Annotated in this window: 23 protein-coding genes; 13 read left to right on the forward strand and 10 right to left on the reverse strand. The window is 34.6% G+C overall.

Translation table 11 applies throughout. The annotated features are described in order from the left end of the window. The first annotated feature begins 41 nt into the window (after positions 1-41). Complete coding sequence (locus tag ACWVCY_RS00330) at positions 42-1,196, forward strand: hypothetical protein (RefSeq protein WP_455139303.1); 1,155 nt, start codon at positions 42-44, stop codon at positions 1,194-1,196. Here the strand turns inward: ACWVCY_RS00330 and ACWVCY_RS00335 are convergent. Next, positions 1,193-2,131: an NAD(P)-dependent alcohol dehydrogenase gene (locus tag ACWVCY_RS00335; protein WP_455139343.1), complete on the reverse strand. Its 939-nt coding sequence runs from the start codon at positions 2,129-2,131 to the stop codon at positions 1,193-1,195. The two genes, ACWVCY_RS00330 and ACWVCY_RS00335, sit on opposite strands and share 4 nt — an antisense overlap. A 104-nt stretch (positions 2,132-2,235) precedes the next feature. Continuing rightward, a complete protein-coding gene (locus ACWVCY_RS00340) occupies positions 2,236-2,847 on the reverse strand; it encodes a DUF4386 domain-containing protein (RefSeq protein WP_455139305.1) in 612 nt (203 codons plus the stop codon). Between the two features lie 442 nt (positions 2,848-3,289). Here ACWVCY_RS00340 and ACWVCY_RS00345 point away from each other — a divergent pair, with 442 nt between their 5' ends. The 4 genes from ACWVCY_RS00345 to ACWVCY_RS00360 are packed head-to-tail and all read left to right on the forward strand — an operon-like array spanning position 3,290 to position 6,470. Beyond that, complete coding sequence (locus ACWVCY_RS00345) at positions 3,290-3,850, forward strand: hypothetical protein (protein WP_455139307.1); 561 nt, start codon at positions 3,290-3,292, stop codon at positions 3,848-3,850. Positions 3,851-3,902: 52 nt separating this feature from the next. Next, positions 3,903-4,919 (forward strand): NAD(P)-dependent alcohol dehydrogenase, encoded by a 1,017-nt coding sequence (locus ACWVCY_RS00350; protein WP_455139345.1) that lies wholly within the window; start codon positions 3,903-3,905, stop codon positions 4,917-4,919. Between the two features lie 32 nt (positions 4,920-4,951). Beyond that, complete coding sequence (locus ACWVCY_RS00355) at positions 4,952-5,692, forward strand: sulfurtransferase TusA family protein (protein WP_455139309.1); 741 nt, start codon at positions 4,952-4,954, stop codon at positions 5,690-5,692. A gap of 13 nt (positions 5,693-5,705) precedes the next feature. Continuing rightward, on the forward strand, positions 5,706-6,470 hold the full coding sequence (locus tag ACWVCY_RS00360) for a sulfurtransferase TusA family protein (protein ID WP_455139311.1): 765 nt from the start codon (positions 5,706-5,708) through the stop codon (positions 6,468-6,470). 185 nt (positions 6,471-6,655) lie between these two features. On the opposite strand, the gene ACWVCY_RS00365 is transcribed toward ACWVCY_RS00360, so the two are convergent. Further along, positions 6,656-7,078, reverse strand: a complete 423-nt coding sequence (locus ACWVCY_RS00365; RefSeq protein ID WP_455139313.1) for a DUF6265 family protein — start codon at positions 7,076-7,078, stop codon at positions 6,656-6,658. Positions 7,079-7,605: 527 nt separating this feature from the next. On the opposite strand from ACWVCY_RS00365, the gene ACWVCY_RS00370 reads away from it, so the two are divergent. Both ACWVCY_RS00370 and ACWVCY_RS00375 read left to right on the forward strand, forming a co-directional pair. Next, complete coding sequence (locus ACWVCY_RS00370; protein WP_455139315.1) at positions 7,606-8,082, forward strand: flavodoxin family protein; 477 nt, start codon at positions 7,606-7,608, stop codon at positions 8,080-8,082. A 33-nt stretch (positions 8,083-8,115) separates the two neighbouring features. Continuing rightward, the gene (locus ACWVCY_RS00375) at positions 8,116-9,102 is read left to right on the forward strand and encodes an amidohydrolase family protein (RefSeq protein WP_455139317.1); all 987 of its coding nucleotides are present in this window, start codon (positions 8,116-8,118) and stop codon (positions 9,100-9,102) included. 154 nt (positions 9,103-9,256) lie between these two features. On the opposite strand, the gene ACWVCY_RS00380 is transcribed toward ACWVCY_RS00375, so the two are convergent. From ACWVCY_RS00380 to ACWVCY_RS00410, 7 genes are all read right to left on the reverse strand, one after another. Then, positions 9,257-11,170: a diacylglycerol/lipid kinase family protein gene (locus ACWVCY_RS00380; RefSeq protein ID WP_455139319.1), complete on the reverse strand. Its 1,914-nt coding sequence runs from the start codon at positions 11,168-11,170 to the stop codon at positions 9,257-9,259. Positions 11,171-11,252: 82 nt separating this feature from the next. Beyond that, positions 11,253-11,459, reverse strand: a complete 207-nt coding sequence (locus ACWVCY_RS00385; RefSeq protein ID WP_455139321.1) for a zinc-binding dehydrogenase — start codon at positions 11,457-11,459, stop codon at positions 11,253-11,255. A gap of 58 nt (positions 11,460-11,517) precedes the next feature. Beyond that, positions 11,518-11,865: a DUF6326 family protein gene (locus ACWVCY_RS00390; protein WP_455139347.1), complete on the reverse strand. Its 348-nt coding sequence runs from the start codon at positions 11,863-11,865 to the stop codon at positions 11,518-11,520. A 34-nt stretch (positions 11,866-11,899) separates the two neighbouring features. Further along, a complete protein-coding gene (locus ACWVCY_RS00395) occupies positions 11,900-12,910 on the reverse strand; it encodes an NAD(P)-dependent alcohol dehydrogenase (protein ID WP_455139323.1) in 1,011 nt (336 codons plus the stop codon). Positions 12,911-12,945: 35 nt separating this feature from the next. Continuing rightward, the gene (locus tag ACWVCY_RS00400) at positions 12,946-13,620 is read right to left on the reverse strand and encodes a DUF4386 domain-containing protein (protein WP_455139325.1); all 675 of its coding nucleotides are present in this window, start codon (positions 13,618-13,620) and stop codon (positions 12,946-12,948) included. A gap of 733 nt (positions 13,621-14,353) precedes the next feature. Continuing rightward, positions 14,354-15,304: a UbiA family prenyltransferase gene (locus tag ACWVCY_RS00405; protein WP_455139327.1), complete on the reverse strand. Its 951-nt coding sequence runs from the start codon at positions 15,302-15,304 to the stop codon at positions 14,354-14,356. A 128-nt stretch (positions 15,305-15,432) separates the two neighbouring features. Beyond that, positions 15,433-15,834: a DUF3795 domain-containing protein gene (locus ACWVCY_RS00410; protein WP_455139329.1), complete on the reverse strand. Its 402-nt coding sequence runs from the start codon at positions 15,832-15,834 to the stop codon at positions 15,433-15,435. 143 nt (positions 15,835-15,977) lie between these two features. Between ACWVCY_RS00410 and ACWVCY_RS00415 the strand changes: the two genes are divergently transcribed. The 6 genes from ACWVCY_RS00415 to ACWVCY_RS00440 all read left to right on the forward strand — a co-directional run. Then, positions 15,978-16,634, forward strand: a complete 657-nt coding sequence (locus ACWVCY_RS00415) for a methyltransferase family protein (protein WP_455139331.1) — start codon at positions 15,978-15,980, stop codon at positions 16,632-16,634. Between the two features lie 5 nt (positions 16,635-16,639). Next, positions 16,640-17,167, forward strand: coding sequence for an NUDIX domain-containing protein (locus tag ACWVCY_RS00420; protein WP_455139333.1), 528 nt, complete (start codon positions 16,640-16,642; stop codon positions 17,165-17,167). 258 nt (positions 17,168-17,425) lie between these two features. Further along, positions 17,426-17,902, forward strand: coding sequence for a hypothetical protein (locus ACWVCY_RS00425; RefSeq protein ID WP_455139335.1), 477 nt, complete (start codon positions 17,426-17,428; stop codon positions 17,900-17,902). Continuing rightward, a complete protein-coding gene (locus ACWVCY_RS00430) occupies positions 17,892-19,412 on the forward strand; it encodes a hypothetical protein (RefSeq protein ID WP_455139337.1) in 1,521 nt (506 codons plus the stop codon). The genes ACWVCY_RS00425 and ACWVCY_RS00430 overlap by 11 nt, the downstream gene beginning before the upstream one ends. An 89-nt stretch (positions 19,413-19,501) precedes the next feature. Beyond that, entirely contained in the window at positions 19,502-21,100 is a 1,599-nt protein-coding gene (locus ACWVCY_RS00435; protein ID WP_455139339.1) for an integrin alpha, read from the forward strand. Positions 21,101-21,393: 293 nt separating this feature from the next. Next, positions 21,394-22,079: right-handed parallel beta-helix repeat-containing protein (locus tag ACWVCY_RS00440; protein ID WP_455139341.1), on the forward strand; the 686-nt coding region annotated here is incomplete at its 3' end.

A 22,079-nucleotide genomic window follows, 5' to 3' on the forward strand; every position in this document is an offset into this window, starting at 1 on the left:
GAAAAGTATTTATACTAGTTTGTGAAAGTTTATGACATATTATGAACATTATTGATATAAAGAAAGATTTTATTAACGTTATGGAAGAGAAACACACTGGTCTTCTTTTTCCTAAAAATTATTTTGGCTGTATGATGGCAGTGTTTGTAGAACAGAAGCCTACAACACAAGATAAAATACAGAAACTTACAAGTTATTCTAAAACAACAATTTCCCAAATGCTAAAACTTCTTCAACTTAATTTCCCTTTAATTCTAATTAAAAAACCAAAAATGAGGAAAAAATACTATTCAATAAATATTCCGACAAGAGAGTTCATGATTACGTTTCTAAGGATGTTAATAGATGTATATACAGATAAGGCGGATTTTATTCTTCAATTAATTGAAGAGATTCAACCACATATTAAAAAACATCAGAAATTTCAAAATTTCGAAGAATTTCTTAAAAATTCCTATAAATATGCCTCTATCTATATCAGTCTACTAACAGAAACAGCTGAAGAGTTTAATAATTTTATTAAGAAAGGAAAAATTGATATTAATGATTTAATTAACGTTGATCTTGTGAATTCCCCTGAAAACCAAAAATACATTAAAAGTCTATTTAATTTTTCCAAAATACCAAAAACAGACTTGATTCAACATATGGAAGATAAAAAATTATTTAAAATCTATATTGAACTCAAAAATAAGTTCTACACAAAATTTAGAGAAAATTTAACCTCAGCACGAGCACAAACCGCGATTGCTAGAACCATACTTGGTACCGAATTATTATTAGAAAATCGACCTTTGACTCAAGAAGAACTGGAACATGCGACCGGTTTTCAAAGGAGTATAATCTCAGAAACTTTGAAATCTTTATTAAACATGAAAATGATTCAAATTATCAAGAAATCTGGCGATCGAAAAAAATATTACATGATTGTTCAATCTTGGGATGCTAGAACGATCAATAGATTGCAGATAAATATAGGTTATGCAATTGAGATGAAAAAAAAAATCAGCAATCTAATCAAAATGACACAGCAGATCGAGATAGGCGAGGATAAAATGTCATTACTCGGCTTTTTTCAAGATATTTATCACGCTTATGAACAATTTGAGCAGTACTTTAAATTCTTGGAACTAAAATACCTAACCATTCGATTACAGGAGTATTTGGAAAATAATAATTCGAGTTCGTTGGCTTAATCATTGGGTTTCATAGTAATGACTACATTACCTTTCTTTCGCCATGTATCAACGTAACGATGGGCCTCGACAATCTGTTCCATTGGATAGGTTCTATCAATCACTGCTTTGAGCTTCCCAGCCTCTATCAACTCTGTGAGTTCTTTGAGTAGGGAATTAACATTTTTTTTCTTTATTTTATCCGAATTTTTATCCACGTTGAGATAGATTCCTGTATTCTTTAAAGATTTCTTAAAATCACCCGAATATTTATCTACCGCGTCAAAGATTACATCATAGGTTTCGTCGCTTTGAGTAAAGTCCTCTTTAGTATAATCAATCACCCTATCTGCCCCTAATGATTTTACTAGTTCTAAATTTGCACTACTACAAACTCCAGTAACTTCTGCTCCATAATAATTTTTGGCGAGTTGAACCGCAAAGGAACCCACACTACCAGAGGCTCCATAAATTAAAACTTTCTGTCCACTCTGTATGTCTGCTTGTTTTATAATACCTAATGTAGTAATTCCCCCAGAAGGAATAACTGTAGCTTCCTCAAAGGTCATATTAGAGGGCTTTAATGCCACTGCTCCATCTTCTGCCATACATTTGTACTCAGCATATCCTCCAAAACCAGACCAAACTGTTGAGGCATAAACTTTATCACCCTTTTTGAACTGTTGAACCTCTTTGCCTACTGCTTCAATTTCCCCAGCAAGTTCCATACCAAGGATTGCTTTTCGCGGTCCTCTAATTCCTAAAAACAGGCGTGCGAGAAGTAATTGCCAGCGAGGACCTGGAATATCGAAACCACGCATTCTAGAATCCCCTCTGTGCACTGTTGTCGCAAAAATTTTTATTAGGACTTCATTGTCCTTGGGAATTGGTTTAGATATCTCTTTAATTTGGAGAACTTCTGGGGGGCCATATTTTGTACATACAACTGCTTTCATTTTATCTCTATTTTCCATTTATTCAACCTCAAATTTAATTATTATTATGTATTAATGGATAGATTAAATCCTTTAGCTATAAACCATACAGCAAAAGCCATTTCCTACAGTGCTATTGGAATAAATAAAATATCTTCAGGATCGATTATGAATAATTGTATCAAATACCCTGTGATCATTAGAATAGCACCTACAAGACCCCAACCTGATAACCATCGAGGGATGAGTTGGGATTGATATAAAACATGATTTAAAACTAGAGCTGATAGGGCAAAAACGAATCCAAGTCCAAGCAAAAAAACTGCGTCATGTAATGATAATAATATAGCACCTAATGTTTGATAATAGGATCCAGCTGGAGTTCCTGCTTCTACAAATTCCTGACTCAATACTACTAGTGATAGCAGGATGATACTTGTAAAAAAAGTACCAATAGCCTCAATAAACCTAAAACCAAGGAAACCAAGAGCTCCTGCTTCATTCTGCATTTTTAAAACTGGGAACAGCATTATTGGTATGCTAAGAACAGCAAGGGTGCAAATTATTTCAAGGAGCATTCCTATTAATACTTGGGTTTCATTCACAGATACGGTAATGAGATAATCTTGAGCTCTCTCATAAAGAAATCTTAGAAAAGGATAAGTTAGAAGAGGTGCTGCTGAAGCAGTTATAAATAATAGTCCTACTATCCTTGCAGTTATTTTCTCTGAATTCATACTTACTACTCTCTTTTTTTTACTTTACAATTGGAAAACTGTTAAGGTGGTGCTTTGTAATTCTTTTCTTTCAAAATAATCTGTTCATTAAAAATGCTTTCACTTATATCCTTCCGATTTATAAATTTCTTTCAATTTTTGTCATATTTCTTATAGCTTTATTAGTAGAGTAAATAATTATTATTACCTTTCCTTTTTTAAGCCCTGTTTAAACATAACAATGCGTTTTGGGTATCTATTAAAGTGAATACCAACTATCTATGACCTACAGAATTTAGATTCTAAGTTACAGAAAACGCTTCACGCTAACATTCAGAAGATGAAATTGGGCTTATTCGAGATTAACTAGCTCTAAACGCCTATAAATATAAAAAAAAAGGGTTCAATATCAAGAAAGAAATTTAAATATTAATAATTTAAGATTGGAAGATTTGTGAAATAAATGGAAAATAAAGGTCTAAAAAAGAAGAAAATACAGGAGATTTTAGAGAATATTAAAAAGAGGTTTTCTAGGAGTGTTGAGGAAGAGCAAGATGATAAAATTGCACTTGATGATATAATCATGTCCATTGCATTAGTTGTGTTTGGTATCTTTATTGGACTATATTTCATTATTCATCAGGTTTGGTCAACAGGTTTTTTCACTACTACATTTGGTACGTTAGAATTCATTCTACTTTATGGATTTTTGCTATATTGGATTGTTACCTCTTCTTTTTTGCTATTTGGTTACAAAAACCCTTCTCGCGATCTTGATTCTTTTGGTGGACTTTTTTTTGCCACTTTCAGCATTATTTGGCTTTTAATCGTATTTCCTTTTGATTTTACTTATTTTGCTGATGTAATACCTGAATTTTTCAGATTTCTAGTACAGTGGGTTTCTAATGATATTATTCGCGTACTGATGGTGTTTCTTTTCATCTTTCATCTAGTTGCAGCAGTTTATTCCTTGATATTACGATTAGCCGTTTACAAGGCGCGTACACAAAAAACTAATGTTTAACAGGTCAAAAAAAATTAGTAAAATGGTGAAATGAATGGATTATAGAGAAAAAATGAAAGCAGTTATATATACTGAATATGGTTCTCCAGAGGTTCTTAAATTAGCAGAAGTTGAAAAACCGATCCCCAAGGACAATGAAGTCCTAATAAAAATTTATGCGACAACAGTAGGTTACGGAGATCTTATAGCTCGAAATTTTAAGAAAATTTCCCCTAACAAGTTCGCGATGCCTTTATTATTCTGGTTATTCGCAAAAATAGCATTTGGTATCAAAAAACCGCGTAATAAGATTTTAGGTAGTGAATTTTCTGGTCAAATAGAAGCAGTCGGCAAAAATGTAACAATATTTAAGAAAGGTGACCTAGTTTTTGGTTACACTGGCCAGAGTATGAAGGCATATGCTGAGTACATATGTCTCCCGGAAGATGGAGTGTTATCACTGAAACCCTCCAATATGACTTATGAAGAAGCTGCTGTCATTCCTTATGGATCAATAATGGCATTGACTTTGCTTAGAGATAAAGTAAATCTTCAACCACAACAAAAAATTTTGATCAATGGTGCTTCTGGAGGGATTGGTTCAGCTATCGTTCAGCTGGCTAAGAACCATTTTGGAGCAGAGGTGACTGGAGTATGTGGTACTCCACGATTGGAATTTGTTAAGTCACTAGGAGCGGATAAGGTGATTGATTATACCAAAGAAGACTTTACAGAAAGTGGTGAAACATATGATATTGTGTTTGGCGGTTTAGGTAAGACTTCATTTTCTAAAGTAAAACACTCTCTTAAGCAAAATGGCCGCTATATTTTGACTAGCTTTAAGATGAGACAGATTGGCCAGATGTTAAGGACCAAAATATTTGATAATAAGAAGGTAATCTGTGTTTTATTACCTGAAAAGGGTGAAGATTTAAGGGAAGTTAAAGAACTTATTGAAGAGGGTAAGATCAAAGCAGTCATTGATAAACAGTTTACATTCGTTCAAATGGCTGAGGCTCACAGATATGTTGAAAATGGACACAAAAAAGGACATATAGTCATTACAATTGACCATAATACCAATCCCTAGAATTTTACTATTCAATAGCTGGTGAAATAGAATTGGAGAAGAAATATGGAAATAATATGTCTGTAATGGGCTATTATTTTAAAAATATCTTTAGATATTGGAGAAAGACATTCAAGATGATGTTCTTCTACAACAGGTCTGAATGGTCTGAAATTACGGTAGACAAATTACATGAGTGTTTAAATTCTGATAAACCACCATTATTACTTGATATTCGAACCATAAAGGAATATACAGATGGACACATTCCAAATGCCAGACAGATTTATGTTACTGATATAAAACTCAATTTAGAAAATCTTGAGCCATTCAAAGAAAAAGAAATTGTCACTATCTGTCCTGGAGGAGGGTTATCATTAGTTGCTGTTGATATATTAGTTTCCGCTGGTTTCAAAGACGTTAAAAGTTTAAAGGATGGTATGGATTTTTGGACCGAAAAGGAATACCCTATTACCGCTGATGATGCATTTTTTTATCCTTCTAAAAAGGATAGAGCTAAAATTATTCAAGAAATGCTGTCTCTAGATAAAAAATATAGCGATATAGTCCATTTTACTGTTGATGCACGTGGATTAAGCTGCCCGCATCCAATATTAAAATCTGTTAAAGCGCTGAAAAAATTAGAAATTGGTCAAATCTTGGAAATTCTAACAACTGATCCAGGTAGTAAAGCTGATATTCCTGCTTGGGTACGTTCCACTAGTCAGAAAATTTTAAGCTTTGAGGAACGCGGTTCTAAAGATTTTCGTTTTATTATTCAGCGAATGAAATAACTTGGTGTTTGATATGAAAATTAGTAATCGTAGAATGTTCCTTAAGCTGGCAAGATTATGGTTGTGGTCTATTATAAAACGGGGTTGGTATCTCCCTGATGTTCCCGAAATTACAAATGATGAATTATTTCATCATTTTGATTCTAATTCCTTTCCGATTTTACTAGATCTCCGTGATCTTGCAGAATTTTATGGTAATGGAGAATTTAAATATGAAAAGTATGGACATATTCCAAATTCTAAATGGATTCGCCTCATGGAACTTTCATCTCATTTCGATGATTTAGAAGAATTTAAAGATAAAGAAATTGTTACGATCTGTCAAGGTGGAGGAATGTCTTTGGTTGCAGTCCAAATTATGATAGAAGCAGGTTTTACTGATGTGAAAAGTCTAAAAGGCGGGATTAAAGGTTGGAAAAAGAAAGGATACCCCCTTATTAAATCAAATGAATCAGAGCTTCCTCCTGATAAAATTAAATTTGGATCTTTTAGTAGTGCTTCAACAGTAAATGAAGAAGCATTGCTTTTTGAAGATGAATATGATGGGCCAGTCCATTCTACTGTTGATGCCCGTGGTCTTAATTGTCCTCAACCTATCATGAAATCTATTAAAGCCCTAAAAAAACTGGAGATTTATCAAGTGTTAGAAATTTATACTACCGATCCAGGTAGTAAAGCTGATATACCTGCATGGATACGTTCTACTGGTCAGGAACTTTTAAGCTTTGAAGAACGCGATTCTAAAGATTTCCGTTTTCTTGTCAAAAGAATGAAGTAAGGTTAAATTATAATTAATATATTCTGATGTACCCAACGTTTAACAGAGATAGTCTCATTCTTTTGAATAATACCAATTTTTTTAAAAAAAATTAACTTAGCAAGAACGAGGTATCTAATTCTAAATTTTTAAGCTTTATAATAAAATAAGTAATGAGTTAAAAAATATAAATCCATAGAATATCACTAATCAACTTTATTGAACACAAATTTCAAGATCCGAGAGCTTTTAGCCATTTCCAAAATGGCAATGAGAGTATTTTGATTGGTTTTCTTATAAATAAGCCTTCCTTCCTCTTTTGGATCTTCCGAAACAAAAATCACCTCATTTTCCTTAATTTCTTTTAAGATATAGTAGACAAAATCATTTTTCTCCTCCCACCCTGAAAGATCAGAATTAAAATGCTTAATCTTCAATTTAATAATTTCATCAACATTATCAATAACAACAAATTCATAAAAATAAACTTTACCATCTTTAATCCATCTAAACATACCCATTATACTATTAGCCATTGCTAAAGACCAAACCTCATCAACTATATCTTCACCAATTTTGCCTTTCCAATTTCCGATTAAAAACTTACCAATTTTATCTAAATCTCTCATAGTATAATTAAACTCCTTTTTCTAAAAATATCAACCACCCTTTTCAAAAGCTTATCCATTGCTGAAACATTAGAATAATGTTATGAGAACGATTTATGAAAGGGTAATAAAAAACATACCCTTACTTTTATCATGTTTATGTCTTGGTTTAATGTTTATGACTAAAGAATATCGCTTTATTATAATGTAGTTATACTCCATTGTGAAAAAAATTGATATTGCATGAATCAATCGCTTTGAAAACTCTTGTGGAACTTCAGGTAAAAAATGAATGATTCTAGGAGATCTTTATACTAGCCAACCTTAATAATTTGATGCTGGATTAGTTGGACATCTATTAATAATCGGTAAAAAGGAAATTTCAATTATTAGAATTTGTTAAATCCAATTTAGAAGAAAAAATGCTGATAATAATAGAAATGCTGTCGTAATTCAATAGATATTCTTCCATTATGTATATTATTAAATATTACATATTTGAACAAATTTCTTAAAGATCGATGGATTCAGATTGGAGCTACTTCTCAATGAAAGTATTAATAGTATATGATTCAGTTCATGGCAATACAGAACAAATTGCTCAAGTAATGGGAAAAGCTCTGAATAGTGAAATGGATGTTAAAGTAGTTAAAGGAAATGAAGTGAAGACTGATCATTTAACAGGATTAAACTTATTAATTGTTGGTTCCCCAACTCATGGAGGTAGGTATACGGAATTAATTCAGAAGTTCTTTAAAGATAAGAAACTTTCAATCAAAGATATCAATGTAGCAGCCTTTGATACCAGAACGTCCTCTACAGGCATTACTGGTGCGATAGAAAAGGTTTTTGGCCGTGCTGCTGTAAGGATTGCTGATAGTTTGAAAAAAAAGGGAGGGATTCTATTAATTCAACCAGAAGGATTTGTAGTGGAAGGTATAAAGGGGCCATTAAAAGAAGGAGAATTAGAGCGTGCTGAAACTTGGGTGAAAAAACTAGTTGAAAAGAGTAAGAGTGTTACTTAACTCATATCATTTAATTCCAGTTTAATATAGTGGATGGTAGAGAATATATTTTCTGTTTCAAACCCATTAACCAATCTTGAAGATAAACATCAATACAAGATTCTTGATTCTCATGTCCATATTTGGGGACATAGATATCTTAATGAATATTTAGAATATATTAAGAAATTTGGTGTGGAGAAATTATTAGGAATTGGAGATGGAAACCTAAAGACTAAATTAGAATCTAAAGGTCTAGCCAATGATATTATTTTTTGTAATTATTTAAATTCTTATGATTTTTTAAAGTTTAAGGTTCAAAAGCTCCAAAACCAGATTGACAAGTCTCATACAAAAGATATTAGACATTTAAAGATTTTCTTGGGTCCAATGTTTCAATTATTTACTCGCAATAAAACTCCATTTAGAATCAATGATCCGAGATTGGATCCTGTTTATTCTTGCATAGAAGATTATCGTATGACTGTCGTAATGCATGTAGCAGATCCAGATATTACATATGTGAAAAAATACCGAAATGTAAACAAATATGGATTAAAAAAGAACAGAATTAATGATTTTTCAAATATTCTTGAAAAATTCCCTAGAATTCCAATAATTTCTGCTCATCTAGGATGCTGGCCTGAAAATTTAGGTAGATTAGGGGAGTTGTTGGATCAACATTCTCAATTGAACTTAGATACAGCCTCAACTCGTTGGATAATACGTGAACTTGGGAAAGATGTTAAAAGTTCTAAGGAATGGGTTGAGAAATATCAAGATCGGATATTATTTGGCTCTGATCTTGGAAATTTCGAATTCAATATAAAATTCTTCCTTAAAAAACAAAATCGTGAATATTTTTGGGGTAGTCGGTACTGGTCTCAACGATTATTTTGGGAAACATCTTTTCAAACTCCATTACCGTTTAAAGATAAAGATAATCCAAATTGGACACAAATAAATGGATTACAGTTATCTCAATCGACTTTAGAGAAAATGTATTATAAAAATGCAATGAAGTTATTGGGTAAAGAATAGGCTATAATATAACAGTTCTGAGGAATTTAATTCATATTTTAAGTTTCAAATTTATGAAATATTAATTGGTATTCTGTAGAATAGCAATCTCCAAATTATAACGATTTTAAAAACAGATAATTTTACATAAATTTAAAATAAGCCTATTTCGTCATTAAACTAAAATATATACAATAGCAAGTAAACCTGGAATAATCATTGATACTATTGGCCCAAATTTTACTAGATTTGCAAAAATCTTTGTCTTTTTTGAATCAGATAACCTATTTTTAGTATAATCAATATCGGTATAGGTTCCTTCTTTGCAATATTTGAGGAAAACTTTTTTTACTTTTTCTAAGTGTTTTATTTCTTCTTTCGTTGTCATAACTTCAAATAAAATACCTCTGGCCCTTCTAATTACTAAAAAGAAAGATACAAAACTAGAAACTACAAATAAAAGGAGGGTTGCTGATGAGAAATCAACCCTAAATTTTTTTTGAATTGATTCTAAAAAATATCCCGTCGATGTAGGGATTTTTTCAATTGATTTGAATGGATCTATAAACTCTTCATCAGAAAGTATACCAATCCTATTAAAAATGATCATAAATAATGAGAATACAAGAAAGGGATTAAATAATGCTGAAAGATCCATCATAAACCTAATTAGAGGTTCTAACCAAGGAAATAACTTAGTCAGAGGGGTAAAGAATGATTGGATTGTATCTATTAATCTATGTATAAATGCAGTTATCTCTGGTGGAATTAGGTCTAAAAAGTCTGGAATAACGATGTCAAAAAACCAAGGAAACGTTATAGGCGCAGTAAAAGCAATTGAGACCCCAATTGTTTGGAAAAAAGTTCTTAACAGGAAAAAAATAAACCTTTTCGAAAAATGCTTTTCTCTTACATATAGATTATTGCTTTCTTCAATGATTTGACCTTTATCCTTTGATTGTTCTCCGTTAATCTCTTTATCTTTGTATTGATTCCATTTAAGGCCCCTCCGATAATTAGAAATTGGGTTAAGATAAGCGATTTTAGCTAACAGAAGTTTCTTTCCTGTAAATGGATTCCCATACTTTTTACTTTTCCAAATTTCTGCATATGACAACCAGGGGATAGGTACTCGAATAGTAAGATGATCTGGCTTAGTGATAAAGGTTTCAGGTAAATGTCCTATGATTTCGCCATCCACCTGATATAGGCATTTCTTTTTTGGAGAATCCACGTGGATTGATCTTGCCTCAAATGTTGTAACACTATCATGGGCGATATGATCACCATTGTATACTGTTGAAAAAAATCTTAGGAGAGTGATTCTACTAATTTTTCGTACAGTTGTTACAGCAAATTTACCATCTGTTACATCTGCATCAGGACAGATATGCATTCCCCCTCCATATCGTTTTCCATTACCGATAGCTAGTAACATTTTTTGACCATTGATAACCTGTTCTCCATCATTTATTCGAATTGACAAATCAAAAGGCTTAAATTTCACCAGAGTTCTTCCAAGAGCTAATTGATAACTTCTTGTTCCTAATATTCTTTTTGATCCTTTATTTGTCCGATCTGCTACCTCAGCATCGAATCCCATTGAAGCTACACCAGCAAAATATCGATCTGCAGTCTCACAGTATCCTACATCGAAAGTTTTATCTTGACCTTTCACTAAGCATTGTACTGCCGTGTCTAAATCTCCTTCTGGTATTCCATAGGCTGTAGGAACATCATCTCCAGTTCCAACAGGAATAGCAGCGAAAATTCCTTTTTTCTTTGCTTTCAAAACACCATTTAGCACCTCATTTGCTGTTCCGTCACCTCCTACAGAACAGAGAATCTTATATCCTTCATCAACTCGGGTTCTAGCGATTTCAATTGCATGTTGAGGAGACGAAGTAAATTCAAAATCATATTCTAAATCTAAGTTGTCCATTAATGGTTTAATTTGATCCCTCCAAATTGTTTCAACTCGTCCACCAGCTGCAACAGGATTAATTACTAGAAAAATCTCTTTCTTCCTTAATTCATCACTGTCAAGTTCTTGGGTAACTAATTCAGAGGGAGAAGCATCAGGAATCATGTTCTATCAAACCTGAAAGAAATGTTAAAATGTCTTTATAAGGACTGTAATTTCTGTCTAAAGCATACTACTATTATTTAAATTAAACTTGTGTCTTGATTACTACGTTTCCTTTTTTATGGCCTTTACTGACATAACGATAAGCCTCTGGGACTTTATCCAGTGAATAGCTTCTATCAATTGCTGATGTTAACTTTCCCGATTCAATAAGCTCTTTGAGGAATTTTAATTTTTCGTTTGTTTCTTTAGTCGATGATCGGGATGTTAAAAATTTTCCATTCTTGGTCAAGTTTTATCTTCACATCAATTTGCAGATCTTCCAGATTATTTGTCATTAGGCTATTTACCTAGATCCAATTTAATCCATTATATAAAATTAAGAGATTAAATACCATAGACACGAGTAGTGGAAATTTTTCATAGATAGGATATCCTCTAATTGAGAAGAGATTGAATCCAAAATAGATTAATGCAACGATAATATTTACCCAGCGATTCACAGAATAATCCAATGTTACGGTCAAAATAACCATAATAATAGGAACCACCATTATTGCTGCCATTACCAATACCATAATCGAAGTTGATGGTTTTCCATTTATTTCTCCTGGTTTAAAATCACCAGCTAATATGGAAAAAACATCGCCATATAAGTAACATAACACTGTAGCTACCCATATTGCAGAAAGAACAATTTTTTATCTTCCATAACCATATTATCTCCTGTAATCACTCTATACTTATTACCACTCTACCTTTACTATGACCTGTCTCGTAATGCCGATGAGCCTCTGCTGTTTGACTTAAGGGGTATACAGAATCTATTATTGGTCTAATTTTTCCACTTTCAATCCATTCGCAAATTAAATTCATAGCAGCTGCACTTTCATCTGCGGTTCCAGTTTTAAATTGCTTATTATTAGTCATCATATGGAAAATGCTTCTTGGACTACTGATGGGATTATTTGCAATATAGGTTCCATCAGATGCTAGAATATTCTTGCATTTTGACAGATTTTGAGCAGAAACAATATCCAAAATTATTTCATACTTGATATCACTTTTCGTGTAATCTTCCCTTGTATAATCTATTACGAAGTCTGCTCCAATCTCTTTAACCATTTCAATATTCGAAGGACCACATACCCCGGTAACTTCAGCACCATAGACATTTTTAGCTATTTGCACTGCAAATGTTCCAATTCCTCCTGAAGCTCCTATAACTAGAACCTTATCCCCTTTCTTAGGTGTGGCTAAATCCCTAAATGCTATTAGAGCGGGTGTGGAACCTCCAGGAACAGCAGCTGTTTCTTGAAAGCTCAAATTTTCAGGTTTCTTGGCTAGTACAGAGGCAGGAACAGTCATATATTCAGCACTAGCCCCTCCTTTTTCGGAATATCCATAGACATGATCACCTACTTTCCAGTCTAATACCTCTTTTCCTAAAGATATAATTTCACCTGTAAAACCACAACCAGGAATTTTCTGTTTGGGTTTTCTCAATCCCCCAAATGATAGTCTTAAGAAAAGTCCTAATATTTGTCTCATACCCCAGAAAGCTACTTTCGGAGCTTTCCCGCCTCGATGTATGTAATCTACAGTGTTGATTGAGGTACCGTAATTTCTTATCAAGACTTCATCCGCATTAGGCGTAGGTATATCGACCTCCATCAATTTCAACACTTCTGGAGGTCCAAATTTTGTACAGATTACTGCGTTCATTTTACCACTATTTGTCATTTTTTTCACATAAAATTAGATTTTTATTTTGTATCTTATGGTGAATTGAATCCTTTAATGATCAACCAGACCGCTAAAACCATTTCATTCACGAAAATTGGTAGATCCAACAACATCGTGATCATCTCATTAGGTATATCACTGAACATATAGATCAAGCCATTTATTACCCCCAACGTGATTCCAATAAGCCCCCAGACTGATAACCATCGTGGAACGAGTTTTGATTGATAAAAAATGTAATAATATATCAAAGCACCGATGCTAAAAGCAAATACCCCTGGTAGAACAGCTTGCTCTACAGTATATCCTGAGACTAATAATTCACCCAACGTTTGAAAATAGGAAGCAGATGGAGCTCCTGCTACAAGATATTCTTGACTCAATATCACGAGTGTTAGGACACAAAGTACCCCAACCATAAAGACTGCACCCTCAATAAGTCTGAAAGCAACGGCCCCAAGAGCCATTCCTTCATTATACTTTTTTAAGATTGGATACATCGGAATTACTATACCAGCACCTGCAGCAGCCATAATAAAATAAAAAAGAGCTCCAATCATCACCTGAGGTCTATTTACAGCAATTTCGGTCAGATAATCTGAAGTCTCTAGAATCGGTAACAAAAAAATTCCACTTACTATAGCAGCAACCGTTGCTGTTATAAATAATAATCCTGTAATCCTTGCATTAATTTTGTATGTATTCATTCTTGATTCTCCTTTCTTTTAATTGAAATACTGTTAAGCTTTTGTTAAGGAATTATTTTTACTCAAGATTTATTGTTTATTCAAAAATTTTATTACAAAATAGAAATCTAGGACCAAAAAATATCGCTCCATTTTAATGTAAGAAAGAATGATTTAGAAGACGTTCAAATAGTTTAATTCTTAAATACATTAATACTTAGAAGAATAAAGATGGCAGAAAAGAGGAAATGAAATCGATCTAAAACTCTTCAGATGAACTAGAATTATTTAGATTATTAAATGAGAAAATCTCATTTATTTGTTATCATAATCCTTACTATAGATTTTTTGGCTTTTTCAATTCAGAAAAAAGATTTAATTTATTATAATGGATTATTGTGAGATAAAATTAGTTAGTATTATAGTACAGAAGCGATTAACATGAGATTGTTTTTATTACTGATTTCATGGTTTTTAAGAGGTTTTTTAAGCATCTAATTATCAGAATAGAACATATCGTCATAGAGAGATTCTATTTTATTCTTGTGGATCAATTCCATTTGAGCTAGTTTCTGAAATATTAGCACATGCTCTTTATTAATTGCAGCTTTAGACATTTAAATATAAAAATCATGTGCAGCCTTTTCATCTTTCAATGCAAAAGTTAAGACTGACTGTCAGATCTCTCATCAATCTTATGAACAATCATATGTTAAAATGTTATCATAGAACTGAGTCTGTTGCTATCGTATTATTATAAGGTTATAAAGAAACTAGAAATAAAAATCACAGATACGTACAACCATAAAGCCCATCGTGAATAGATTCGCGCTTTTGTGGCTGTTTCAGGATCAGTATTCCGAATTATCATGGTTACTGTCCAAATTAGTAAGGCAGAAACAGCAACAAAACCTCCAAAATAAATTAAATTATTACGGAAACCGAGAAATAGCAATAGACTTCCTGTAATGATTCCGAAAACAAATATTATTCCTGAAATCCGAGCAGCCCAATTTAAGCCTAAAAGAATGGCAAACGATCGTTTTCCTGCTTTTTGATCACCTTTAATATCAAATATGTCTTTGATAGTTTCTCGACCTAAAGCCACGAACAGGAAAAATAAGGAAAGAATAATCATATTTAAGAGAACCCACTCCGAAATAGGTTCAACAATAATAACCCCAAGTAAAATTGGAGCCACTAGAGCTAGACTAATCAAAAGATGGCCAATAATCCCAAATTTCTTTACTCCCAGATTGTATATAATGCCAATTTCGATGAATAGAACTGCTAACAGGGGAATAAGAGGAGAGAGTTGATAAATAATTACCATTATGAAAGATATAAGAATTGAACAAGAGAACAAAATGATAGATAACCACTTTGCTTCCCACATACGGATCTCACCTCTCACCAGAGGTCTATCAACTCGTCCATTTTCTAAATCAGACTGATAGTCGAAATAATCATTCATTACATATGTTCCAGCAACCAGTGAAAACGGAATAATCATCCCTATTACGATCCCTTCTAATGGAAGAATAGGATTGTTGAATAAATAATCCAAAAACGTTTGAGCTCTAAGAGAAGAACTTGCAACCACATTTAATCTATGAGTCAAATACCCTGCGATTATCACGATCAGAGCAGATACCAAGCAGATTCGTGTTCTCAATAAAGCAGAAAAATCACCAAGAATACTCATTCAGCATACCACACAACCTTTAGCTTTAACATTTTTATTGCTTTATGAAGTTTGATCTATTTTTTTATTTATTATTGATCCTAAGTTAGAAAGGTAATTATACCTTAGTCATGTCGGTGAAGAATGTATTAAGGACAAAATTTTACCTCTCTTTGTGAAGCAATCCATTTAGTTATTCCAATTTCTTTCATCTTTTTCATATTTTCTATAGTCTTTGCATGATGTGGAGCTCGGTTCCCGAATTCAACTAAATTATCACAGACAAAATTCTTACATTCGAAACAGTAAGTCAATCCCTGTTCAGTGGCACAGGTTCGGAAGTGGCAGTCCGAAGTCCAACACTTATCTGGTCTACCTCTACATCGTTCACAAGAAACAGAAGTAATAATTGGATCAAAATTTTCTTTAAAGAATTTAACTAATCTCTCATGTAGTTCAATATCACCATGTGATGCATGATAAATTTCACATGCAGCACAATTTAACCCACAAAAACTGAGGTCCCACTCTAGTTTTGTATCTTGATTCATTGCTTTTCTCAACAGGCCGAAAGTATTAATCCAACTAGTTAAGGTTTTCTACTACTTCGTATTATGACGATTATTCCTCAATAATAAATCTGATAAAGAATTTTAAAAAGTTCGATTCAAAGAAATTATTAGGTTGTTACTATATGGATAGGGATACTATTCTACGAAAAGGAATATTTATTTTCTTTTTTTATATTATTTATTATAATATTATATTTTTCTTCTTTAAACCAGAAATATTTCAAGACTTTTTCTATATTGTTTACATTCTTATTTTGTATATCGCTGGTACAATTGATACTCTTTTAAGACCTTTAGAGAAAGAAAAAAGGGAAGAAAATAATTATGCTAAATTTATTCTATTTTTATTTCTTGCTAATCCCTTTCTATTTGTATTAGCGATTGAGGAGCATAACATAATATTTAGTCGCAGATTTGATGTGTTTTCATGGATTGGATTGTTTGTGTATTTATTAGCAGCAATTACAATTATTATTGCACGCGTAAATTTGGGGAAACAAGGGACCGGTACATTAGTACTTAGGGAAAACCATGAATTAATAACTACAGGACTTTACAAATATCTCCGTCATCCCATGTATTCAGGAACTCTATTAGGCGTAATTGGATTTGCCTTTGTGAGTCAATCAATAATTATTTCGTCCGTAACCTTTATACTCTATTTTTGGATTTTTAAGGCACGTTTGATTTATGAGGAGAAATTACTGGAAGAAACCTTTGGAGATGAGTATCAGAAATACAAGGCAGTATCCTATCGATTGATTCCTTTTATATATTAATTTGAATGCTAGCAAGCTTACTTATTGAAATCTTGGCTCGTGGCAATTGTTATGATATTATCACTATTATTGAGGAAAATTATTTGCTAAGACAAGCAGTTGGAGCAATAATACGATATCAGGGAAATTATATTCTTATCCATAAGGTGAAAATCATGGAAAAAGCTAATTCTCCAGTGGATATAGAGGGAGAGTGGGATTTTGTAAAAGGGGGAATAATGCCAAAGGAAAAATCGAAAGAAAAAGCCCTTTTCAGAGAACTAAAGGAGGAAACTGGTTCAATTAATTTTAGTATAGTGAAGGAATATTCAGAGAAACTCAGATTTGTGTTTCCTAAGGAAGTTCAACAAACTGGTTTTACTCATCAAGAAACTACCATGTTCCTAGTAGAATTTAATGGAGACCTTTCTGATTTAAAACCCCCTGATCAAGAAATTGATCAAATAGCTTTATTTTCTAAGGAGGAGGTCTATAACACACTTTTTCATCTAGAGTCAAAAGAATTTTTTCAGCAGATGATCTTAGAGAAGTGACAAACAAAGATTTAAATCATCAAACTACTGTTATCCTTGTTAAAGCTTGCTTTCATGAAATTTTATATTGTAAATATCCTAATGTATCGTTTAACGTTGGATATGCAATATATTTACGTAAAAACATATGGAAACTAGCTTGTAACATTGATTAATTCAATATCATATATTATGAATTTCACTTGATTATCAAACAATCTATCTCTAAAAGCAGAAAAAAAGGTAAACTTTTTAAACCATCAATGGTTGATAGTTGGCATGAGCAATGTAACTCTTTCGAGAAAGCGTTGGGACCAGTTCTGGAAAGAACGACGGAGTGGGGTCACAATTTCCGACATTGCCAAAAAAAACGCGGTATCGGTGCAAGCAGTATACAAAGCATTGAGTAGCAAGAATTCCAAGATCGAAAAGTTGCTATTAACAACTGCTAAAACCAACAGGATACGGGTGTATCGCTATAGCGATGTGGAAGGCTTTCTTTGGGGGTATTCTCCAGCATTCAAATCCGATGTTTACATCACCTACAGCCCCAAAACAGGTACCCAAGTCTGGCATGAACAGGAGGGTGATTGTACACAGTGTGATGCTCTGGCTGAATGCCTCTGGATACTCAAAATAGAGGCGGAAGAGAGAAAGATTTCTCTCCCCAGAACCTCCGACAGCCCCACACAAATCGCTCTGTATCTTTTTGAGACCATCAAACAAAAATTACGGTGGGATGAACGTGCCATTTAAAATGGTAACAAAAACGATCAAACCTAAAATATCCTCTCAAGGTGGTGAGGGGAGATATTCGATGGCCTGTCGAAATCCGAAAAAGAGGCATTCAATTGCTATGCAAGGAAAAACGGGAGTAATTTTACTTGTACTGATAGCGTCATTAGTACTCATTAGTACAACTTTTCTACCACCCACGCTCCATCCTGAATCACAATCGGAGGGGATTTTCCAAAGGCCCTTCAATCAGACCTATGGTGGCACTAATTCGGATTGGGTAAGTACTTTAATTCAAACGGTCGATGGCGGGTTTGTCCTGGCAGGGTCGACAAACTCATTTGGTGCAGGGAGGGAGGATATGTGGTTAGTAAAAACAGATGTCACTGGCAATGTGACCTGGCATCAAACCTATGGCGGCACTGAATGTGATGAGGCAAATGCCATGGTTCAGACAATTGATGGCGGATTTGCTCTGGCAGGATATACGAGGTCATTTGGTTCAGGGAATAAGGACATGTGGTTAGTGAAAACGGATGTCACCGGCAATGTGTCTTGGTATCAGACCTATGGGGGCCCCGACGTGGATATTGCCTATGCCTTGGTTCAAACGATTGATGGTGGGTTTGCTCTAGCGGGGGCTACCTCATCATCCGATGAAAAGAATTATTTTAGTAATATGTGGTTGGTGAAGACCGATGCCAACGGAGTGATACTGTGGAATCAAACCTACGGAAAAGATTCATATGATGGAGGCTCTGTCCTGATTCAGACAACAGATGGCGGGTTTGTCTTGGCAGGATATACGAGTGGTGAAGAGGGACCTGATATGCGGTTAGTGAAAACGGATGCCAGTGGAATGATGATGTGGTATCAAACCTATAGAGAATCAGGATGGTTTGAGGTAACAGCTATCGTCCAAGCAGTCGATGGGGGTTTTGCTTTAACGGGGGGTTTGAAAACACATCATGGTTCAGGTTGTATGTTGTGTGCATCAGGTGCCTACCCAGAAGGTAAGAACATGTTGTTGCTGAAAACCGATGCCAATGGAGTAATGACTTGGCATCAGTCTTATGGGGGCCCCGACGTGGATAATCCCACAGCCTTGGTTCAAACAACAGATGGCGGGTTTGCTCTGACAGGATGGACAGAGTCATTCGGCGTAGGGGACAGAGACATTTGGTTAGTGAAAACGGATGCCAATGGAGTGATGACCTGGAATCAAACTTATGGGGGCCCCAACGAGGATAGACCCTCTGCCTTGGTTCAGACAATAGATGGCGGATTTGCTCTGGCAGGGTCGACAGAGTCATTTGGTGTAGGGGGCGAAGGCCATGATATGTGGTTAGTGAAAACAGATGCTAATGGAGTGATGACCTGGAATCAGTCTTGTGGGGTAACGGATACTAACAGGCTTGACCAATCCCTCTCTTCTACCACCACTTCCATTCCGGGATGGGGGTTTATCTCACTCTTGGTTGCTACTGTAGTTCTGACAACATGGTACAAAAGACACAAAAAACTAGAATGAGGACTATACTTGATTTATAGCTGAAGAGAGAAAGTTAGGATGGAAAAATAATGAAAAAAAAGATATCTATTATTTGTTTTGGTATTTTAATGGTGATATGTAGTAGTCTATTCCTTTATCCCAGTACTGGGTTAATTCAATCGTATGAAAGAATTGATATTAAAATTTCTGATATCCTATCGCAAGGTAGGGGGATTATGATTACAACGACTCAACAAGAGTGGTTAGGTGTAAAGCAAGCAGGGGCTCATGCTATTGATATAAATAATGATGCTATTGATGATTTGTTTATTGGCGGAGACGAGATGGGTATCTTTTTTGGCCATACAGGTGATTGGTCTAATCATACCGTGGAGGAAGCTGATGCAACCATAATCGATAACACGTCAACTATGCAAATCAGTAATCCAGTAGGAGTCGGGGATGTGAATAATGATGGCTTTCCAGATGTCATAATGGCCTCTTTATGGGATCTTACGACAGGAGGTATCAATACAAGTACAATGGCGAAAGCATACCTATTTTTTGGAGGTAGTAGTAGTGAGTGGATCGTAGGGACTCCTGTTACTAATGCCGATGCCACCTTTTACGCTGAAAAAGTCGGTGATTACATGGGACATGGGCTGGATGGTGTCGGTGATTGCAATAATGATGGATATGATGATATTGTAATCACCAGTGAATATAATGATCAAGCAGGCAATAATGCTGGAAAAGCCTATTTAATTTTAGGTCGGGCTTCAAGTAGCTGGGATAAAGTAGCTAATATTACCGATGTCGCCTCCGCATCATTCCTAGGAAGTGAAAGTGACAACACTTTAGGAGTAAATGCTGTAGGGGTAGGAGACTGTAATAATGATGGATTTGACGATTTTTTAATAAGTGCGAACAAAAACCCAGGAAGAATAATCTATCTGATTTTTGGAAGATCGTCAGATATGTGGCAGAAAAATGTGCCTATTGAGGATGCTGCTAATATTACTATTTTGATTTCGACGGAGAGCGAGCATGGAATCTATGCAGGCAGATATATGTCGGGATTAGGGGATGTAAACAAGGATGGGCTAGATGATTTTGCTTTTGGGGCGTACAAGGATAATGAGGGGGGAACCCAGGCAGGGCAAGTCTTTGTGTTTTTTGGTCGAAACGCTGTTCAATGGCCCTCAACCCCAACCACTGTTTATGCCTCTGATTATGCCAATGCTTCATTTATCGGTGAATCTATTAATGATAATGCTGGTTTTTCAATTTCTAGGGCTGGAGATATCAACGGAGATGGGTATGACGATATTTTAATTGGTGCAGCTAATGGAAATGCGAATGTAAAAGGAAAAGCCTATGTCATATTTGGTTCTGCAAATAGATGGATCATGGATCAGTCACTATCGGAAGCTAATTTGACATTCACAGGCGATTACCCTTATGATTTAACATCATCAAATAGCTTTTTCGCATTCGATGTCTCTGGTCTTGGGGATATCAATGAAGATGGTTACACGGACTTTAGTATCAGTGCTCCGTTTTTGGACTATAAGAAAGGAATAATTTTTGTGATTTTTGGGAATACATCTTGGCCGCCGTTGTATACAACATCTACAACCACACCTTCAACCACGCCAGCATGGCCTCCCATAATCCTGATTCTCTCGTTAATAGTAGTATTTACTTTAAGAAAACGAATGAAGTAAGGTTGAATTCTTCAAGATGATATTCTTCTAATGATGAATTATCTTAACCGTTCATATCCTTCAGATTATTTAGAAGAAAAGCATGTAATAAGTGAGAAAAGGTGTTAAGGAGAAGAAACAGCTTTTCTAAAATTCATTTGTTATTAGCTGTGTTCTTGCTTTATCTGAGTATCCATTTCTCTCCCGTCCCAATTCGGTTATTAACGTCGTTTGTTTCAGCAAACAGATCAATATCCCAGAGTTACACGATACATGACGCCATTACCATTGCCAACGATGGTGAACTAGCTGCTGTGGCGAATAGTGGGACAGGAACGGCTAATGCCCCATACATTATTGCTAGCTGGAATATTGCAGAATCTCCAAGTCATGGTATTTCCATCATTGGGACAACAATGTACTTCAAAATAGAAAATTGTTGGATAAGCAGCTCAAATTCTCATGGAATTTATGTGGATAGTGTTGCCTCAGGAACAGCTACTATTACGAACAACACCTGCAACAATAATGGTGGGATTGGCATCGTCCTTGAGTATTCGAACTTTTCGACTGTAGCTAACAACACCTGCAATAATAATGGTGATGATGGCCTCAACCTTGGGGGTTGTGTTTCTTCGATTATAGCTAACAACACCTGCGACAACAATGGTGGGACTGGTATCCGCCTTGAGGATTCGGTTTTTTCGACTGTAGTCAATAACACCTGCAATAACAATGGTGGGACTGGCATCCGCCTTGAGGATTGTGGTTTTTCGATTGTAACCTACAACACCTGCAATGATAATATTGATATTTATATCCCCTTTGGGGGTGGGGGTTCTGGTTCTGGGATTTCCCTTGAGGATTCGGATTCTTCCACTGTAACCAATAACACCTGCAACAACAATAGTCTTGATGGCCTCGGTCTTGAGGATTCGGGTTTTTCGACTGTAGCCAACAACCCCTGCAATAACAATGATGAGTGTGGTATCTACTTGTA

The sequence above is a fragment of the Candidatus Hodarchaeum mangrovi genome (assembly GCF_975850365.1).

Coding starts and splice junctions, on each gene's coding strand:
- ACWVCY_RS00365 (WP_455139313.1), bottom strand. CDS start 7,078: ATGAGAGATTTAGATAAAATTGGTAAGTTTTTAATCGGAAATTGGAAA.
- ACWVCY_RS00375 (WP_455139317.1), top strand. CDS start 8,116: ATGGTAGAGAATATATTTTCTGTTTCAAACCCATTAACCAATCTTGAA.
- ACWVCY_RS00370 (WP_455139315.1), top strand. CDS start 7,606: ATGAAAGTATTAATAGTATATGATTCAGTTCATGGCAATACAGAACAA.
- ACWVCY_RS00425 (WP_455139335.1), top strand. CDS start 17,426: ATGAGCAATGTAACTCTTTCGAGAAAGCGTTGGGACCAGTTCTGGAAA.
- ACWVCY_RS00360 (WP_455139311.1), top strand. CDS start 5,706: ATGAAAATTAGTAATCGTAGAATGTTCCTTAAGCTGGCAAGATTATGG.
- ACWVCY_RS00405 (WP_455139327.1), bottom strand. CDS start 15,304: ATGAGTATTCTTGGTGATTTTTCTGCTTTATTGAGAACACGAATCTGC.
- ACWVCY_RS00400 (WP_455139325.1), bottom strand. CDS start 13,620: ATGAATACATACAAAATTAATGCAAGGATTACAGGATTATTATTTATA.
- ACWVCY_RS00345 (WP_455139307.1), top strand. CDS start 3,290: ATGGAAAATAAAGGTCTAAAAAAGAAGAAAATACAGGAGATTTTAGAG.
- ACWVCY_RS00380 (WP_455139319.1), bottom strand. CDS start 11,170: ATGATTCCTGATGCTTCTCCCTCTGAATTAGTTACCCAAGAACTTGAC.
- ACWVCY_RS00410 (WP_455139329.1), bottom strand. CDS start 15,834: ATGAATCAAGATACAAAACTAGAGTGGGACCTCAGTTTTTGTGGGTTA.
- ACWVCY_RS00435 (WP_455139339.1), top strand. CDS start 19,502: ATGGTGATATGTAGTAGTCTATTCCTTTATCCCAGTACTGGGTTAATT.
- ACWVCY_RS00415 (WP_455139331.1), top strand. CDS start 15,978: ATGGATAGGGATACTATTCTACGAAAAGGAATATTTATTTTCTTTTTT.
- ACWVCY_RS00340 (WP_455139305.1), bottom strand. CDS start 2,847: ATGAATTCAGAGAAAATAACTGCAAGGATAGTAGGACTATTATTTATA.
- ACWVCY_RS00330 (WP_455139303.1), top strand. CDS start 42: ATGAACATTATTGATATAAAGAAAGATTTTATTAACGTTATGGAAGAG.
- ACWVCY_RS00420 (WP_455139333.1), top strand. CDS start 16,640: ATGCTAGCAAGCTTACTTATTGAAATCTTGGCTCGTGGCAATTGTTAT.
- ACWVCY_RS00350 (WP_455139345.1), top strand. CDS start 3,903: ATGAAAGCAGTTATATATACTGAATATGGTTCTCCAGAGGTTCTTAAA.
- ACWVCY_RS00335 (WP_455139343.1), bottom strand. CDS start 2,131: ATGAAAGCAGTTGTATGTACAAAATATGGCCCCCCAGAAGTTCTCCAA.
- ACWVCY_RS00395 (WP_455139323.1), bottom strand. CDS start 12,910: ATGACAAATAGTGGTAAAATGAACGCAGTAATCTGTACAAAATTTGGA.